Here is a 15,580-nt window from a genome sequence, read left to right as displayed (position 1 = left end):
GCCTCTCTGTACAGTGGTGGCTTTCGCCCGGGTCGTTGGTGACGTGCGTGCGGCGTGGCGCCCATGCAGGCCATGCAACCTTCGCGTCCGGCGTAACATGCCGGCGCGTCTTAAGCCTTAATGTTATATAGAAATGGCTTTTTATAATCTACGGTCCTTGGGTGCCACATTCTAGTCCTCGCGCCGCTATCGGGCAAGAGTATGCCTCACAAGGGCCTCACAGTGCCGACTTCCAGCGGTACAGCAGTTCCAGTGCCTGGCGTGGACTGAGGTCGTCGACCGCCAGGCCGCCGAGTTCTTCCACCAGAGGGTGGGGGGCGCTGGCGAACAGGTCCGCCTGCTGGGGGGTGGACTGGTGGTGTCGGCTTCCGCCATCCGGATCAGCGCTCCTGCGGCCATGATCGATCTCCTGCTGCTCCAGGGCGGCAAGCTTGGTCCGTGCCTCGGCGATGACGGTCTGGGGCACACCGGCCAACTGGGCCACCTGCAGGCCATAGCTCTGGCTCGCGGGGCCGTCCTCGACCCGGTGCATGAAGACGATGCCATCATTGTGTTCGGCGGCGGTCAGGTGGACGTTGGTCACCGCCGGCGCCTCTGTGGCCAGCGCCGTCATCTCGAAGTAGTGGGTGGCGAACAGGGTAAAGGCGCGGGTACGGGTCAGGTGTTCGGCGCTGGCCCAGGCCAGTGACAGGCCGTCGAAGGTGCTGGTGCCCCGGCCGATCTCGTCCATCAGCACCAGGCTGTGGTCGGTGGCGTTGTGCAGGATATTGGCGGTTTCGGTCATCTCCACCATGAAGGTGGAGCGCCCGCCGGCCAGGTCATCGCTGGAGCCGATGCGGGTGAAGATGCGATCCACCGGGCCGATGGTGGCGGTGTCGGCGGGCACAAAGCTGCCGCTGTGGGCGAGCAGGGTGATCAGGGCCGCCTGGCGCATGTAGGTCGACTTGCCGCCCATGTTGGGGCCGGTGATCACCAGCATGCGGCGATCGTCGTCCATGCGCAGGTCGTTGGGCACGAAGGGGCCGTCGCTGACCTGTTCGACCACCGGATGGCGACCACCGCGGATATCGAAGCCTGGGGTCTCTGACAGCGTCGGGCGGACGAAATCCAGCGCCCGGGCTCGCTCCGCCAGGGTGCACAGCACGTCGAGTGCGGCCAGCGCCCTGGCCGTCGCCTGGAGCCTGGCAAGTTCGGCGTTGAGGCTGTCGAGCAGGCTGTCGTACAGCAGTTTTTCCCTGGCCAGGGCGCGGGACTTGGCCGACAGCGCCTTGTCCTCGAACTCCTTGAGCTCCGGGATGATGAAGCGTTCGGCGTTCTTCAGCGTCTGGCGGCGAATATAGTCGGCCGGGGCCTCCTTGGCCTGGGCACGGGGGATCTCGATGTAGTAGCCGTGAACCCTGTTGTAGCCGACCTTGAGCCCGGCAAGCCCGGTGCGCGAGCGTTCGCGGGTCTCGAGCTTCACCAGGTAGTCCCCGGCGTGTTCGGCCAGGCCCCGGTGCTCGTCGAGCTCGTCGTCGAAGCCTTCGGCGATGACGCCGCCGTCGCGGATCACCACGGGAGGATTGTCGACCAGGGCTCGGGTCAGCAGTTCGGCCAGCTCCGGGAAGGGGCGAATGTGCTGACGCAGGCCGTCGAGCGTGGTGCCGTCGGCGTAGCCGGCAAGGCTCGCCTCGAGTGCCGGCAGGGCGTTGAGGGCGTCGCGCAGCCGTGCCAGGTCCCGCGGGCGGGCACTGTTGAGGGCCACCCGGGCCAGAATGCGTTCGACGTCACCGATCGCCTTGAGGTCGTCGCGCAGAGGCTCATGGCCGTCATGGTCGAGCAGCAGGCTGATGGCCGCCTGGCGCCCCATGACCTGCTCGCGATCACGCAGCGGTCGATTGAGCCAGCGCTTGAGCAGGCGTGAGCCCATGGCGGTGGTGGTGGTGTCGAGCACGCTGGCCAGGGTGTTGTCGCCGCCCCCGCCAAGGTTGGTGTCGATCTCCAGGTTGCGCCGGCTGGCAGCGTCGATGACCACGGTGTCGTCGCGACTCTCGACGCCGATGGCGGTGACATGGGGCAGGGCGCTGCGCTGGGTGTCTCTGGCGTAGTCCACCAGTACCCCGGCGGCGATGATCGCCGCGTGCAGGTGGGCGCAGCCGAACCCCTTGAGGTCCTGCACGCCGAACTGGTCACACAGCACCCGATGGGCGCTCTCGTGGTCGAACAGCCAGTCGCTCTGACGACGCAGGCCCCGGCGTTCGCCAAGCGCCGGCGGCAGCTCGGTACTTTCCGGTACCAGCAGCTCCGCCGGGTCCAGGCGGGTCAGCTCCGACAGCATCTCTGCCTCGCTTTCCACCTCGAGCACGCTGAAGCGGCCGCTGGAAACCTCGAGCCAGGCCAGGCCGATGCGCTCCCCCTGGGGCGCGATCGCCACCAGCAGGTTATCGCGGCGGGCGTCGAGCAGGGCTTCGTCGTGGAGGGTGCCGGGGGTGACGATACGCACCACCTTGCGCTCCACCGGCCCCTTGGAGGTGGCCGGGTCGCCGATCTGTTCACAGATCGCCACCGACTCGCCGGCGCTGACCAGGCGTGCCAGGTAGCCCTCGGCGCTATGATAGGGAATGCCGGCCATGGGAATCGGCTTGCCGGCGGACTGCCCGCGCTGGGTCAGGGTAATGTCGAGGGCCGCGGCGGCGCGCTTGGCGTCCTCGTAGAACAGCTCGTAGAAGTCCCCCATGCGGTAGAACAGCAGCACCTCGGGGTGCTCGCGCTTGATCCGCAGGTACTGGGTCATCATCGGCGTATGGCTGGGGGCGCTGGGCTTGGCCATGTCGTTCATGGGATCTCGAAGCGATGTTGATGAGTCGTCGGCGGCGGGCCGGCATCGCGAGGGACGCTGGCGAAAGGCGTCAAGGATAGCATGGGCGCAGGGCGCGCCTGTACCGCTGTGCCGAGATCCGTCTCGGGCTTTCTTCCCGGGGGCCAGGCGTGTCAGCATGATGTATCCACGATGCAGCATTTGTGGGGCCAGAGGGTGTCCGTCTACCCTTGTGGGTGATCGGTCGACGCCTTTTCTGGTGAGTGCGGAGCGATTTTCAAGGAACTCTCTTCCCTTGCGGGACTCTCTCAAGGAGTCGCCTACAAGGAACTGTCTTTACGGACTATTCAAAGGAGCTGTCATATGGACGTTGTACGCATTATTCTCGCGATCCTGCTGCCCCCGCTGGGCGTCTTCCTGCAGGTGGGCTTTGGTCTGCACTTCTGGCTCAATATCCTGCTGACCCTGCTGGGCTATATTCCCGGTATCGTTCACGCCATCTGGATCATTGCCAAGCGCTGAACCTGCCTGGATGACGGGTATCACTGTCGCGGCGACCTCGGTCGCCGCGATGCGTTGGTGGGCGCTGTACCTGTCGGCTTGTTGTCGCGGTTGTCGTGGCAAGACGTTTCCGAGGCGACGACGAGCCTGTCATTGTTGTCGTGATGTCGTATCGTGACACCCTGTTTTCACCACAAGAGACGGGCCTGCGATGACAAATGCAGACGATCGTGTTCGTCGCCTGGCGATTCGGCTGGGTGAGTTGTGTGTCGAGCGTGGGGTCTCGGTGACCGCCGCCGAGTCCTGTACCGGTGGCGGCGTGGCCGCTGCCATTACCGATATCGCCGGCAGTTCACGCTACTTCGAGACCGGCTACGTGACCTACTCCAACGCCGCCAAGCAGCGGCTGCTGGGGGTGCCCGGCGAGACCCTGGACGCCCATGGCGCCGTCAGTCAGCCGGTGGTGGAGGCGATGGTAGAGGGTGCTTGTCGCGACAGTGGTGCCCGACTTGGCGTCTCGGTCAGTGGCGTCGCCGGTCCGGATGGCGGCAGCGCTGAAAAGCCTGTCGGTACGGTGTGGTTTGCCTTCGCCGTCGACGGGCGGCTCGAGGCCGATCGCCAGCGCTTTGCCGGCGGTCGCGATGAGGTTCGCCAGGCCGCCGTGGTCCATGCGCTCGAAGGCCTGATCAGGCGGCTCGAGAGCCTGACCTGAGCCCAGCCGGCGGTGCCCTTGAGGTGGCCGTGGGCGTAGCGCCCAGCGCCGTGCGCCGGGCGTGTGGCGCAAGCGTTCCGGCCCCGCGGGTGTGCCAGCGCAGCGATCAACCCCTCATCCACTATTGATTTGCCCTATGCGCTCGATTCGTCACCTCGAAGGGCTGGTCGTCGTCCGAAAATTTCGTCATACTACTGTTCAGTCATACAGTAATTGCCAGGGTCCGGCGCAGGGCCCGATGGGGATTCGGGCAAGGCGCTCGACCCCGATCCATTGTCTACAGGAGCTCCGTAATGGCGCAGGATCAGAACCGCAGCAAGGCGCTGGACGCCGCCCTTTCCCAGATCGATCGCCAGTTCGGCAAGGGTACGGTGATGCGTCTGGGAGACGCTCCCAGGGTGGTGATGCCGTCGGTATCCACCGGCTCGTTGGGTCTCGATATCGCACTTGGCATCGGCGGTCTGCCCTATGGTCGAGTGGTGGAGATCTTTGGTCCGGAGTCCTCGGGCAAGACCACCCTGACACTGTCGGTGATCGCCCAGGCCCAGAAGGACGGCAAAACCTGCGCCTTTATCGACGCCGAGCATGCCCTCGATCCCAGCTACGCCGAGAAGCTTGGCGTCAATCTGGATGATCTGCTGGTGTCGCAGCCGGATACCGGTGAGCAGGCGCTGGAAATCTGCGACATGCTGGTGCGTTCCGGTGGCGTCGACGTGATCATCATCGACTCGGTGGCGGCGCTGACGCCCAGAGCCGAGATCGAAGGCGAGATGGGCGACTCCCACGTCGGCCTGCAGGCCCGACTGATGTCCCAGGCGCTGCGCAAGATTACCGGCAATATCAAGAACGCCAACTGCATGGTGGTGTTCATCAACCAGATCCGCATGAAGATCGGGGTGATGTTCGGTAGCCCCGAGACCACCACCGGCGGTAACGCCCTGAAGTTCTACTCGAGCGTGCGTCTGGATATCCGTCGTACCGGCTCGGTCAAGCAGGGCGACGAGGTCACCGGCAACGAGACCCGGGTCAAGGTGGTCAAGAACAAGGTGGCGCCGCCCTTCCGTCAGGCCGAATTCCAGATCCTCTACGGCAAGGGCATCTACCACGCCGGCGAGGTGGTGGACCTTGGCGTTCAGTGCAAGCTGGTGGACAAGGCCGGCGCCTGGTACAGCTACCAGGGCAACAAGATCGGCCAGGGCAAGGCCAACGCCGCCCAGTTCCTCGAGGACAACCCGGCCATCATGGAAGAGATCGAGTCCCAGATTCGTGCCCAGCTGCTGACCCAGCCGGAGCCGAAGAAGAGCGAGAAGGAAGCGGAAGCCGCGGCGCCCGCTGGCGACGACCTTGGCGACGATCTGCTGTAGCAGGTCGACTCGCGGCAGGCCGGCACGCCGGCCTGTGACGTCGCAACGTACGATTTTCCTCGGGCCCCTCGACAGGGGCCCGAGGCGTTTGTGAAAGGGGACTCGCGCCGTCAGTGCTCGCCGTCCCGTGCCAACAGGAGATGACATGCACAAGGCTGCCAGCCAGATGTCCCCACGTGAGCACGCCATCGATCTGCTCGCTCGACGCGAATACGGCCGTGAAGAGCTGCGAGGGCGATTGCTGGCCAAGGGGCACGTCCTCGAGGACATTGACCAGGCCCTGGAAGTGCTTGCCGATCAAGGCCTGCAGAGCGACCGGCGCTTCGCCGAGAGCTTTCTGCGCGGCCGGTTGATGCGGGGGCAGGGGCCGGTGAAGATGCTGGCGGAACTGGGCCAGAGGGGCGTCGATCGAGCGTTGGCCAGGGAGGCGCTGGCAGAACTGGAGCACGAGGAGTCCGTCGACTGGTATCGACTGGCGAGCGAAGCGCTGGAGCGGCGCTTCGGCCGAGAGCTGCCAGCGGATGCCAGGGAACGTGCTCGACGTGAACGCTTTCTGGCCGGGCGCGGTTTCGACTTCGACCATGTGCGCGAGGCGATACGGGCCCTCGGCGATGATTGAACCGCCGCCAGACGGGCCTTCTCGGATGCGGTTTTGCACGACCCACTTTAGTCGCTTGACAACTACGCTATAATGTCCCCTTTTGCGACAGCCCCGGGTCGCGGTTTCATGCTCGGATGCTCCGGCGTGCCACGGCAGTGGGCCGGTTCGACGCGCTCTATCGCTCATCGCCACGGATATTTCATGAAAAGCGCAGATATCAGACAGGCCTTTCTGAGGTTCTTCGAAGAACAGGGTCATACCCGCGTGCCGTCCAGTTCGCTGGTGCCGGGCAACGATCCGACGCTGTTGTTCACCAACGCCGGCATGGTGCCGTTCAAGGACGTCTTTCTCGGGCGTGACCCCAGGGACTATGTGCGGGCTACCTCCTCCCAGCGCTGCGTGCGCGCCGGTGGCAAGCACAACGATCTGGACAACGTCGGTTACACCGCGCGTCATCACACCTTCTTCGAGATGCTGGGCAACTTCAGCTTCGGCGACTACTTCAAGCGCGACGCCATCGGCTTTGCCTGGACCTTCCTGACCGAGGTGCTGGGACTGCCCAAGGAGAAGCTGTGGGTCACCGTCCACGTCAGTGATGATGAGGCCGAACGCATCTGGAAAGACGAGATCGGTATCGATCCCGAGCGCTTCTCCAAGCTGGACGAAGACAACTTCTGGCAGATGGGCGACACCGGCCCTTGCGGTCCCAGCTCCGAGATCTTCTACGATCATGGCGCCGAGGTGTGGGGCGGCCCTCCCGGCAGTCCGGAGGAAGACGGTGATCGCTACATCGAGATCTGGAACCTGGTGTTCATGCAGTTCGATCGCGACGCCAGCGGCGAGATGAAGCCGCTGCCCAAGCCGTCCATTGATACCGGCATGGGGCTGGAGCGCATCGCCGCGGTCATGCAGGGGGTCCACTCCAACTACGAGATCGACCTGTTCCAGAATCTGCTCAAGGCCGCCGCCGAGGCGACCGGTGCGAGCGACCTGGAGGCGCCGTCGCTGCGCGTGATCGCCGACCATATCCGTTCCTGTGCCTTCCTGATCGCGGACGGCGTGCTGCCTTCCAACGAAGGTCGTGGTTACGTGCTCAGGCGGATCATTCGCCGGGCAATCCGCCATGGTCACAAGCTGGGCGCCCAGGGAGCCTTCTTCCATCGCCTGGTGGCGGCGCTGGACGCCGAGATGGGCGAGGCCTACCCGGAACTGCGCCAGGCTCGCGCGCAGATCGAGCGCGTGTTGCTGAAGGAAGAAGAGCAGTTCGCTCGCACCCTGGATCATGGCATGGGCCTGCTGGAGCAGGCGCTGGCCGCGCTCGACGGTGACACCCTGCCGGGCGAGACGGTGTTCAAGCTCTACGACACCTACGGCTTTCCCTATGACCTCACCGCCGATGTCTGCCGTGAGCGTGGCGTCACCCTGGATGCCGAAGGCTTCGAGCGGGAGCTCGAGGCGCAGCGTGAGCGGGCCCGGGCGGCCAGCCAGTTCGGCGCCGAGTACAGCGCCACCATCGAGCTCGAGGGCCAGACCGAGTTCACCGGCTACGACCGCCTCGAGGACAGCGCCAGGGTGGTCGCGCTCTATGACAGCGAAGGCAATGCGCTCGACCGCCTGACGCCTGAGCATCCCGCCGTGGTGGTGCTGGACCGCACCCCCTTCTACGGCGAGTCCGGTGGCCAGGTCGGTGATACCGGCTACCTGAACGTCGAGGGCGGACGGTTCCTGGTCAAGGACACCCAGAAACAGGCGGGGCATCACCTGCATCAGGGGGTGTTGCTCGAAGGTGAGCTGGTGGTCGGCAGCGAGGTCACGCCCCAGGTGGACGAGAGCCTGCGTGCGGCGACGGTGCGTAACCACTCGGCGACCCACCTGCTGCACAAGGCCCTGCGTCTTGTGCTGGGCGATCATGTCCAGCAGAAGGGCTCGCTGGTGACGCCTGAGCGCCTGCGTTTCGACTTCAGCCACTTCGAGGCGATGAGCGCCGAACAGCTCAAGGAAGTGGAGCGCCTGGTCAACCAGCAGGTGCTGGCCAATGCGCCGACCCGGATCGAGAGCATGACCCTCGATGAGGCCAAGGAGAAGGGCGCCGCTGCCCTGTTCGAGGCCAAGTACGCCGACAGCGTGCGGGTGCTGACCATCGGTGCCGACGACTTCTCCATCGAGCTGTGTGGTGGTACCCACGTGGCCCGCAGTGGCGACATCGGCTGCTGTCATATCGTCGCCGAGAGCGGCATCGCCTCAGGCGTGCGGCGGATCGAGGCGATCACCGGTGAGGGGGCGCTGGCCTACTTCGGCGAACAGGAGGCGCGCCTTGCGCGTGTGGCCGAGCGCCTCAAGGCCAAGCCCGAGCAGCTCGAGGAGCGCGTCGACAGCCTGGTCGAGCGTAATCGCGGCCTGGAGAAGGAGCTCGAGCGGCTCAAGGCCAAGCTCGCCAGCGCCGCCGGCAGCGACATGCTGGCAAGCGCCACCGAGGTCAAAGGCGTCAAGGTACTGGCGACGCACCTGGATGGCGTGTCGGGCAAGGAATTGCGTGGCGTGCTTGACCAGCTCAAGAACAAGCTGGGCTCCGGCATCATCGTGCTGGGGGTGGCCGACGAGGCCGCCGGCAAGGTCAGCCTGATCGCCGGGGTGACCGATGATCTGATCGCCAGGGTCAAGGCCGGGGAGCTTGTCAATCACGTCGCCGGGCAGGTCGGCGGCAAGGGCGGCGGTCGTGCCGACATGGCCCAGGCCGGCGGTAGTGACGTCAATGCACTGCCGGCGGCGCTGGAGAGCGTCCCGGCCTGGGTGGACGCCAAATTGTGATCCCTCTGGGGTCGGGGGCTCGAGAGGGTCCCCGGCCCTTTTTTCTGCCCTGACAAAACTTCGCAGAGACAACAGTTTCATTCATTGAATCCAACGAGCGAGGAAGACGGCATATGGCACTATACGTACAGAAGTTCGGTGGGACGTCGGTCGGCTCGGTGGAGCGCATCAAGGCCGTGGCCGAGAAGGTCAAGGGCTTCCGCGACCAGGGCCATCAGGTCGTGGTGGTGGTCTCCGCCATGAGCGGCGAGACCAACCGCCTGATCGGGATGGCCAACGAGATCAACGACGAGCCGACCCCCCGTGAGATGGACATGCTGGTGTCCACCGGCGAGCAGGTGACCATCTCGCTGCTGGCGATGGCGCTGCACAAGCTGGACGTGCCGGCAACGTCCTACACCGGCTCTCAGGTCGGCATCATGACCGACAGCGCCCACACCAAGGCGCGTATCCAGCGCATCGAGACCGACGAGATGCGTGAAGACCTGGACGCTGGCCAGGTGGTGGTGGTCGCCGGCTTCCAGGGGGTCGATGAGGAAGGCAATATCACCACCCTGGGTCGTGGCGGCTCGGACACTACCGGTGTGGCGCTGGCGGCCGCGCTCAAGGCCGACGAGTGCCAGATCTACACCGATGTGGACGGCGTCTACACCACCGACCCGCGGGTCTGCTCCAAGGCCCAGCGCCTGGATTCGATCACCGTGGAGGAGATGCTGGAGCTTGCCAGCCTCGGCTCCAAGGTGTTGCAGATTCGCGCCGTCGAATTTGCCGGCAAGTACAATGTTCCGCTGCGCGTGCTGTCCAGTTTCGAGGACGGCCCCGGCACCCTGATCGTTGCAGACTCCGAACAAGACGAGGATTCCATGGAAGAACCGCTGATCTCAGGCATCGCCTTCACCGCCAACGAAGCCAAGCTGACCCTGCTCAACACGCCGGACGTGCCGGGCGTGGCCTCGCGCATCCTGGGCCCGATCGCCGACGCCAACATCGAGATCGACATGATCGTGCAGAACGTGGCGCCGGCCGGTGACTACACCGACTTCACCTTCACCGTAGCCAAGGGTGACTACAAGCAGACCATGCGCATCCTCGAGCAGCAGGTCATCCCCGATCTGGGCGGTGGCGAGTTGCGTGGCGACGATAATATCGCCAAGGTGTCTCTGGTAGGGGTGGGTATGCGCTCACACGCCGGGGTCGCCTCGAAGATGTTCCGCGTGCTGTCCGAGGAAAACATCAACATCCGCATGGTCTCGACCTCGGAGATCAAGATCTCCGTGGTGATCGACGAGAAGCAGATGGAATTGGCAGTACGTGCGCTGCACAAGGCATTTGGTCTCGACAAGGCCGATATCGAGAGCGAATAAGTTTCTCGGCGCGGCGCACACCTTCTACGCTTTAAGGAGTCCCCTCGCCAATTCGGCCGGGGGCTTCCCTTAAACGGCACAATCAGGTGTCATGAGTCGCTAGTGCTCGCCACCAAGAAAGAGGGCACGTCGTCCGGAAGCGTGACGGCGTAGCGACTCACGTAACAAGTCTGAGAAGGAGATCAGTCATGCTCATCCTGACACGCCGCGTCGGCGAAACCCTGATGATCGGGGACGATATCACCGTCACCGTTCTGGGGGTGAAGGGAAATCAAGTGCGTATCGGCGTGAATGCGCCCAAGGACGTTGCCGTCCACCGTGAAGAGATCTACCAGCGCATCCAGCGCGAGAAGGCTGACGATGGCGCTGCCGATGATGAGTGAAGGTGGTGGCCGAGCGGAGAACTTTTTTCGCCTCGGGCTGGACAAAGGCCTTACGTCTCGGTAGGATACGCACCGTGCCGATGAGGGAGAGGTGGCCGAGTGGCTGAAGGCGCTCCCCTGCTAAGGGAGTATGGGGTTTATAGCCTCATCGAGGGTTCGAATCCCTCCCTCTCCGCCATTTTACGATGCATGTCGTGAAGCGGCTTCATGGGTACCGATGATCAGGCATGTTGGATGCCTGGTGCATCAAGAGATTGATACGCGCCCGTAGCTCAGCTGGATAGAGTACCTGACTACGAATCAGGTGGTCGGAGGTTCGAATCCTCCCGGGCGCGCCATCTTCTCCCAGGTTGCATTCCGATAGTTTCCTGGAATACGACATCGCAATGAGTTTCATTGCCTACGCGCCCGTAGCTCAGCTGGATAGAGTACCTGACTACGAATCAGGTGGTCGGAGGTTCGAATCCTCCCGGGCGCGCCAGATTCAGACCCGCTCTCTTCGGAGGGCGGGTTTTCTGTTTCCTGCCAAGTTTCCTGTCCAGTTTCGTGCTGACCGGCTGGCGACCACTGCCGGTTGCGATCGTTTAGGCGCCTGTCGAAGGATGGGCGCCTTTTTTTATGCTGTTTCCTGCCAAGTGTCCAGACAAGTTCCGTGCTGACCGGCTGACTGGTGTCGATCCGTTATGAACGGTGCTGTGTCGAGCGTCGGTCGTTGTCTCCCCTGGCCTGGTCTAGGCTGAAGCCTGACATTCACGCATCGGGAGGGCGGCGCATGGGCGGCAAGGTGGCGGCGGCGTATCAGGCGACCAGGGGGTCAGTGCTCGACGTGGATCGCGCCTTCTATGACGGCCTGACCGAGCGGGCGGGGAGGCGGCGGCGGGTGGCCAGTCACCGGGTCCCGATTCGTGATGGGCTGGCATGGGAGGTCAAGGCGGGGCAGGTCTTTCGCATCGCCATCGTCGATGGCGCCCAGGTCGGTGACTTCAACATGTGGCATCGCCATGACCCGCGCGAGCGCATGTGGGCCTCGCGCACCCGTCAGCTGCAGCGGGCCCATGTCAGCACCTACGACAGGCTGTGGTCGACGCTGCCCTTTCTGCGTCCCATGGCCACCATCATCGACGACACTCTGGCAGGCTACGGTGAGGACGCCGAAGGCGGGCGTGTGCATGACCTGCTGGGAACCCGCTGCGATCCCTACGTCAATCGCCTGTTGACCGGCGAGGACTTCGACTTTCACTGCCATTCCAACCTGGTGAGGGCGGTCGCGCCCTGGGGGTTGACCGAGTTTGACGTGCATGACGTGCTCAATGTCTTCCAGTGCACCGGGCTCAACGACGATGACCAGTACTTCATGAAGGCCTGCCCGGCGCGGCCTGGGGACTATCTTGAGCTGTTTGCCGAGATCGACCTGTTGTGCGCGCTGTCCTGCTGTCCCGGTGGCGATCTGTCGGTGGATCTATGGGGGCCGGACGCCAGGGATCCGCTGTCCACCTGCCACCCCTTGGCGGTGGAAGTGTTCGAGATCGAGTCCGAGCGGCTGGCGCAGTGGCAGCCGCCCGAATCTCCGGCCTATGCAGGCGCCCACGGGCGGCGTGATCCCGATGTGGATTGGGCCGATCTCAAGGACAAGAGCTAGGCGCTGCTCCGATCGGATTCCTTTCTGGGAGGGGAGGTTGGCCTGCCTATCCCTATTGGGCGGCGGCGACTGCCTCGCTTCGGTGCTTGGGTGAGGCGAGATTCTGGCGCAGTGTGGCGTCAGGTGCGGTTTCTGGCGCTGCGTCTGATTCGATGCGCTGGGCGCCGAGCCCCGCAAGGAATTCATCGAGATCGGTGATGCGGCGCAGGGCCTGAAAGCGGGAGGCGGCCTCGCGGTCGCGCGCCTTCATGTGGTTCATCCACTGCTTTAGTAGCGATACCACCACTTTTGCCGGGAGTGTGGTACGCTGCATTGCAGCATAGGACGTCAGGATACCGGCTCGCTGGGCCCATGTCGTGGCCGGCAGGCGCTCTCCGGTGCACTGCCAGTGGCGGATGCGCGGGGCGAGTTTCGGGTCGGCCAGGGCGCCGCGGCCAAGCATGACGTCGCGACAGCCGGACAGGGTGCGTGCCTTCCAGTAGTCCTCGAGGGTCCAGATGTCGCCATTGGCGACGACCGGGATGCGCAGGCGCTGGTTGATGCGGCCGATCCACTCCCAATGGGCTGGCGGGCGATAGCCCTCGTCCCGGGTGCGGGCATGCACCACCAGTTGGGTGGCGCCGGCGGCCTCGGCGGCCAGGGCGCAGTCCAGCGCCCGGCGGCGGTCGGAGAAGCCCAGGCGGATCTTGGCGGTGACCGGGATGCTGTCGCCCACGGCACGGTGGACGGCGTCCACGGCACGCTCCAGGCGTCGCGGATCGCGCAACAATGAGGCGCCGCCGTCATGGCGGTTGACCAGCTTGGCTGGGCAGCCGAAGTTCAAGTCCAGGCTGATGGCGCCGAGGCGTAGCGCCTGGCGGGCATTGGCGGCCAGGGCGTCGGGGTCGGAGCCGAGCAGTTGCAGGTGCACCGGGATGTGGTTGGGGGTGATGACGCCCTCGGTCGCCAGTTCTGGGCAGTGCTTGTAGAACACTCGAGGCGGCAGACGCGCGTCCACCACCCGTACGAACTCGGTGACCGTCCAGTCGAAGCCGGCGTCGCGGGTCAGCAGGTCGCGGGTATGGGCGTCGATCACGCCCTCCATGGGCGCGAGCCCGATGCGACCTTCGTCTAACCCCTGTTTATGTAGTAATTTAACAACCAAAACTGCTACCTTTAGACCATGGTGCTGTGCCGGGGATGTGGCAGGGTATAGCATCAAAATTTTTGCGCAAGCCGTATGATCCAGAAAGATCAAGGCAACTTTGGCGCTACAACGCGGAGGATCCCGCATGCAAGACACTCAGTTGCTCAACGAGGGCCTCAGCCTGATGGCGCTCGGCATGGGTTTTGTTTTTGTTTTTCTTACGGTGCTGGTGATCACCACCACGCTGATGTCTCGTGTCATCGGTCGCTACTTTCCCGAACCGGTGCCGGTCGAGGCGCCCAAGCGCGGGGCGGCACCCGCCGCGCCGGGACAGGACGATGCGGTGATGGCGGCGATCTCGGCCGCGGTTCACCGCTACCGCCAGCGTCGCTGAGGTCGTCCGTACCAGGCGACGACCCTGACCGTGAATTTCGACAAAGCGCTTCATAACGATAAGGACCCAGCCATGAGCGAATCTGCACGCCCGCTAGGCATCACCGATGTCGTGCTACGCGACGCCCATCAGTCTCTGTTCGCCACCCGCATGCGTATCGACGACATGCTGCCCATCGCCGAGAAGCTCGACAAGATCGGCTTCTGGTCGCTGGAATCCTGGGGCGGCGCCACCTTTGACGCCTGTATCCGCTACCTCGGCGAAGATCCGTGGGAGCGGATACGGGCGTTGAAGGAAGCCATGCCCAATACGCCCCAGCAGATGTTGCTGCGGGGCCAGAACCTGTTGGGCTATCGCCACTATGCCGATGACGTGGTCGACCGCTTCGTCGAGCGCGCCAAGACCAACGGGGTCGATGTCTTCCGCGTGTTCGATGCGATGAACGACCCACGTAACCTCGAGCGTGCGATCCAGGCGGTCAAGGCCAACGATGGCCATGCTCAGGGTACCATCTCCTACACCAAGAGCCCGGTGCACACCCTGGACAGCTGGGTGGAATTGGCCAAGTCCATCGCCGACATGGGCGCCGACTCCCTGGCGATCAAGGACATGGCGGGGCTTCTGACTCCCTATGACGCCTTCGAGCTTGTCACCAAACTCAAGTCGGCGCTGAATATTCGCATCCATCTGCACTGCCACGCCACTACCGGGCTTTCATCGGCGACCGCGCTCAAGGCCGCCGAGGCAGGCGTCGACAACGTCGATACCGCCATCTCCTCGATGTCGATGACCTACGGCCACAGCCCCACCGAATCGCTGGTGGCGATGCTCAAGGACACCGAGCGCGATACCGGCCTGGACCTGGAGGCCCTGGAAGATATCGCCGCCTACTTCCGTGAGGTGCGCAAGAAGTACGCCGCTTTCGAGGGCTCGCTCAAGGGCATCGACTCGCGCATTCTGGTGGCCCAGGTGCCCGGTGGCATGCTCACCAACATGGAAGGCCAGTTGAAGGAGCAGGGCGCCGGTGACCGTCTCGATGAGGTGCTCAAGGAGATTCCTCGGGTCCGTGAAGACCTCGGCTATATTCCGCTGGTGACCCCCACCTCCCAGATCGTCGGCACCCAGGCGGTGATGAACGTGATGATGGGGGAGCGCTACAAGTCCATCTCCAAGGAGGTGCAGGCGCTGCTCAAGGGCGAGTACGGCGCTGCGCCGGCGGACTTCGACAGCGAATTGCAGAGCCGGGTGCTGGACGGTGCCTCGCCGATCACCGAACGTCCCGCGGATCGACTGGATCCCGAGATGTCGCGGTTGACCGATGAGCTGGCCGCCAAGGCCAAGGACGACGGCATCCGCCTGGCCGAAGGCGAGCGTCAGGTAGACGACGTTCTGACCTACGCACTGTTCCCGCAGATCGGGCTCAAGTTCCTCAAGAACCGTGACAACCCCGACGCCTTCGAACCTGCGCCCAGCGTCGAGGCGGCGACGCCCGCTGCGCCCGCCAAGGCGCCGGCGGCCAAGGCTGGTACCGCCGGACCCGAGACCTACACCGTCAAGGTCAACGGCACCGCCTACGTGGTCGAGGTCGCCGAGGGTGGCGACATTTCCCAGGTCAAGGAAGCGCCCGCCGCTGGCTCTTCTGACGCTGCACCGGCGGCGCCGGCAGCTTCCTCCGGCGAGACCATCGATGCACCGCTGGCCGGCAACATCTTCAAGGTCAACGTCAAGCCCGGCGACAGCGTGGCCGAGGGTGACGTGGTGGTCATCCTCGAGGCGATGAAGATGGAGACCGAGGTCCGCGCTGCCGCTGCCGGCACCGTGTCCGACGTCCAGGTCGCCGAGGGCGACAGCGTCTCCGTCGGCGACACCCTGATCGTGCTTTAAGGACCTC

12 protein-coding genes and 3 tRNA genes are annotated in these 15,580 nt (G+C 64.4%); 13 read left to right on the top strand and 2 right to left on the bottom strand.

The window, feature by feature from the left end; translation table 11 throughout:
* Positions 1–217 precede the first annotated feature (217 nt).
* Positions 218–2,818 (bottom strand): DNA mismatch repair protein MutS, encoded by a 2,601-nt coding sequence (mutS, locus tag NFI08_RS01470; RefSeq protein WP_485477605.1) that lies wholly within the window; start codon positions 2,816–2,818, stop codon positions 218–220.
* Positions 2,819–3,160: 342 nt separating this feature from the next.
* Here mutS and NFI08_RS01465 point away from each other — a divergent pair, with 342 nt between their 5' ends.
* The 11 genes from NFI08_RS01465 to NFI08_RS01415 all read left to right on the top strand — a co-directional run bounded on the left by NFI08_RS01465 (position 3,161) and on the right by NFI08_RS01415 (position 12,169).
* Positions 3,161–3,319 (top strand): YqaE/Pmp3 family membrane protein, encoded by a 159-nt coding sequence (locus NFI08_RS01465; RefSeq protein WP_045991131.1) that lies wholly within the window; start codon positions 3,161–3,163, stop codon positions 3,317–3,319.
* Between the two features lie 190 nt (positions 3,320–3,509).
* Positions 3,510–4,010 carry a CinA family protein gene (locus NFI08_RS01460; protein ID WP_045991130.1) on the top strand — a complete coding sequence of 167 codons (501 nt, stop codon included), beginning with the start codon at positions 3,510–3,512 and terminating at the stop codon, positions 4,008–4,010.
* 293 nt (positions 4,011–4,303) lie between these two features.
* Complete coding sequence (gene recA, locus NFI08_RS01455; protein ID WP_045991129.1) at positions 4,304–5,374, top strand: recombinase RecA; 1,071 nt, start codon at positions 4,304–4,306, stop codon at positions 5,372–5,374.
* Positions 5,375–5,519: 145 nt separating this feature from the next.
* Positions 5,520–5,993, top strand: a complete 474-nt coding sequence (locus tag NFI08_RS01450) for a regulatory protein RecX (RefSeq protein ID WP_287164339.1) — start codon at positions 5,520–5,522, stop codon at positions 5,991–5,993.
* Between the two features lie 183 nt (positions 5,994–6,176).
* Positions 6,177–8,783 carry an alanine--tRNA ligase gene (gene alaS, locus NFI08_RS01445; protein ID WP_349586685.1) on the top strand — a complete coding sequence of 869 codons (2,607 nt, stop codon included), beginning with the start codon at positions 6,177–6,179 and terminating at the stop codon, positions 8,781–8,783.
* A 113-nt stretch (positions 8,784–8,896) separates the two neighbouring features.
* Positions 8,897–10,147, top strand: coding sequence for an aspartate kinase (locus NFI08_RS01440; protein WP_045991126.1), 1,251 nt, complete (start codon positions 8,897–8,899; stop codon positions 10,145–10,147).
* Between the two features lie 188 nt (positions 10,148–10,335).
* Positions 10,336–10,530 (top strand): carbon storage regulator CsrA, encoded by a 195-nt coding sequence (csrA, locus tag NFI08_RS01435; RefSeq protein ID WP_045991125.1) that lies wholly within the window; start codon positions 10,336–10,338, stop codon positions 10,528–10,530.
* Positions 10,531–10,615: 85 nt separating this feature from the next.
* Positions 10,616–10,708 (top strand) — tRNA-Ser (locus NFI08_RS01430).
* A gap of 83 nt (positions 10,709–10,791) precedes the next feature.
* Positions 10,792–10,868 (top strand) — tRNA-Arg (locus tag NFI08_RS01425).
* Between the two features lie 66 nt (positions 10,869–10,934).
* Positions 10,935–11,011 (top strand) — tRNA-Arg (locus tag NFI08_RS01420).
* Positions 11,012–11,302: 291 nt separating this feature from the next.
* Complete coding sequence (locus NFI08_RS01415) at positions 11,303–12,169, top strand: urea carboxylase-associated family protein (protein WP_349586680.1); 867 nt, start codon at positions 11,303–11,305, stop codon at positions 12,167–12,169.
* A gap of 52 nt (positions 12,170–12,221) precedes the next feature.
* On the opposite strand, the gene NFI08_RS01410 is transcribed toward NFI08_RS01415, so the two are convergent.
* Positions 12,222–13,253, bottom strand: a complete 1,032-nt coding sequence (locus tag NFI08_RS01410) for a tRNA dihydrouridine synthase (RefSeq protein WP_045991123.1) — start codon at positions 13,251–13,253, stop codon at positions 12,222–12,224.
* Between the two features lie 187 nt (positions 13,254–13,440).
* On the opposite strand from NFI08_RS01410, the gene NFI08_RS01405 reads away from it, so the two are divergent.
* Both NFI08_RS01405 and oadA read left to right on the top strand, forming a co-directional pair.
* Positions 13,441–13,689 (top strand): OadG family protein, encoded by a 249-nt coding sequence (locus tag NFI08_RS01405; protein WP_045991122.1) that lies wholly within the window; start codon positions 13,441–13,443, stop codon positions 13,687–13,689.
* Positions 13,690–13,761: 72 nt separating this feature from the next.
* Positions 13,762–15,573, top strand: coding sequence for a sodium-extruding oxaloacetate decarboxylase subunit alpha (gene oadA, locus NFI08_RS01400; protein WP_108449928.1), 1,812 nt, complete (start codon positions 13,762–13,764; stop codon positions 15,571–15,573).
* Positions 15,574–15,580 lie beyond the last annotated feature (7 nt).

The organism is Halomonas sp. EF61, from assembly GCF_040147045.1.
Lineage (GTDB): Bacteria > Pseudomonadota > Gammaproteobacteria > Pseudomonadales > Halomonadaceae > Halomonas > Halomonas litopenaei.
The sequence above is the reverse complement of the archived record's forward strand: the minus strand, read 5'-3'. Positions and strand labels throughout refer to the sequence as shown.

Bases quoted from the DNA above. Each gene is read 5' to 3' on its own strand.
- alaS (WP_349586685.1), top strand. From the start codon at position 6,177: ATGAAAAGCGCAGATATCAGACAGGCCTTTCTGAGGTTCTTCGAAGAA.
- NFI08_RS01405 (WP_045991122.1), top strand. From the start codon at position 13,441: ATGCAAGACACTCAGTTGCTCAACGAGGGCCTCAGCCTGATGGCGCTC.
- NFI08_RS01440 (WP_045991126.1), top strand. From the start codon at position 8,897: ATGGCACTATACGTACAGAAGTTCGGTGGGACGTCGGTCGGCTCGGTG.
- mutS (WP_485477605.1), bottom strand. From the start codon at position 2,818: ATGAACGACATGGCCAAGCCCAGCGCCCCCAGCCATACGCCGATGATG.
- NFI08_RS01460 (WP_045991130.1), top strand. From the start codon at position 3,510: ATGACAAATGCAGACGATCGTGTTCGTCGCCTGGCGATTCGGCTGGGT.
- NFI08_RS01410 (WP_045991123.1), bottom strand. From the start codon at position 13,253: ATGGAGGGCGTGATCGACGCCCATACCCGCGACCTGCTGACCCGCGAC.
- csrA (WP_045991125.1), top strand. From the start codon at position 10,336: ATGCTCATCCTGACACGCCGCGTCGGCGAAACCCTGATGATCGGGGAC.
- NFI08_RS01450 (WP_287164339.1), top strand. From the start codon at position 5,520: ATGCACAAGGCTGCCAGCCAGATGTCCCCACGTGAGCACGCCATCGAT.
- NFI08_RS01415 (WP_349586680.1), top strand. From the start codon at position 11,303: ATGGGCGGCAAGGTGGCGGCGGCGTATCAGGCGACCAGGGGGTCAGTG.
- oadA (WP_108449928.1), top strand. From the start codon at position 13,762: ATGAGCGAATCTGCACGCCCGCTAGGCATCACCGATGTCGTGCTACGC.
- recA (WP_045991129.1), top strand. From the start codon at position 4,304: ATGGCGCAGGATCAGAACCGCAGCAAGGCGCTGGACGCCGCCCTTTCC.
- NFI08_RS01465 (WP_045991131.1), top strand. From the start codon at position 3,161: ATGGACGTTGTACGCATTATTCTCGCGATCCTGCTGCCCCCGCTGGGC.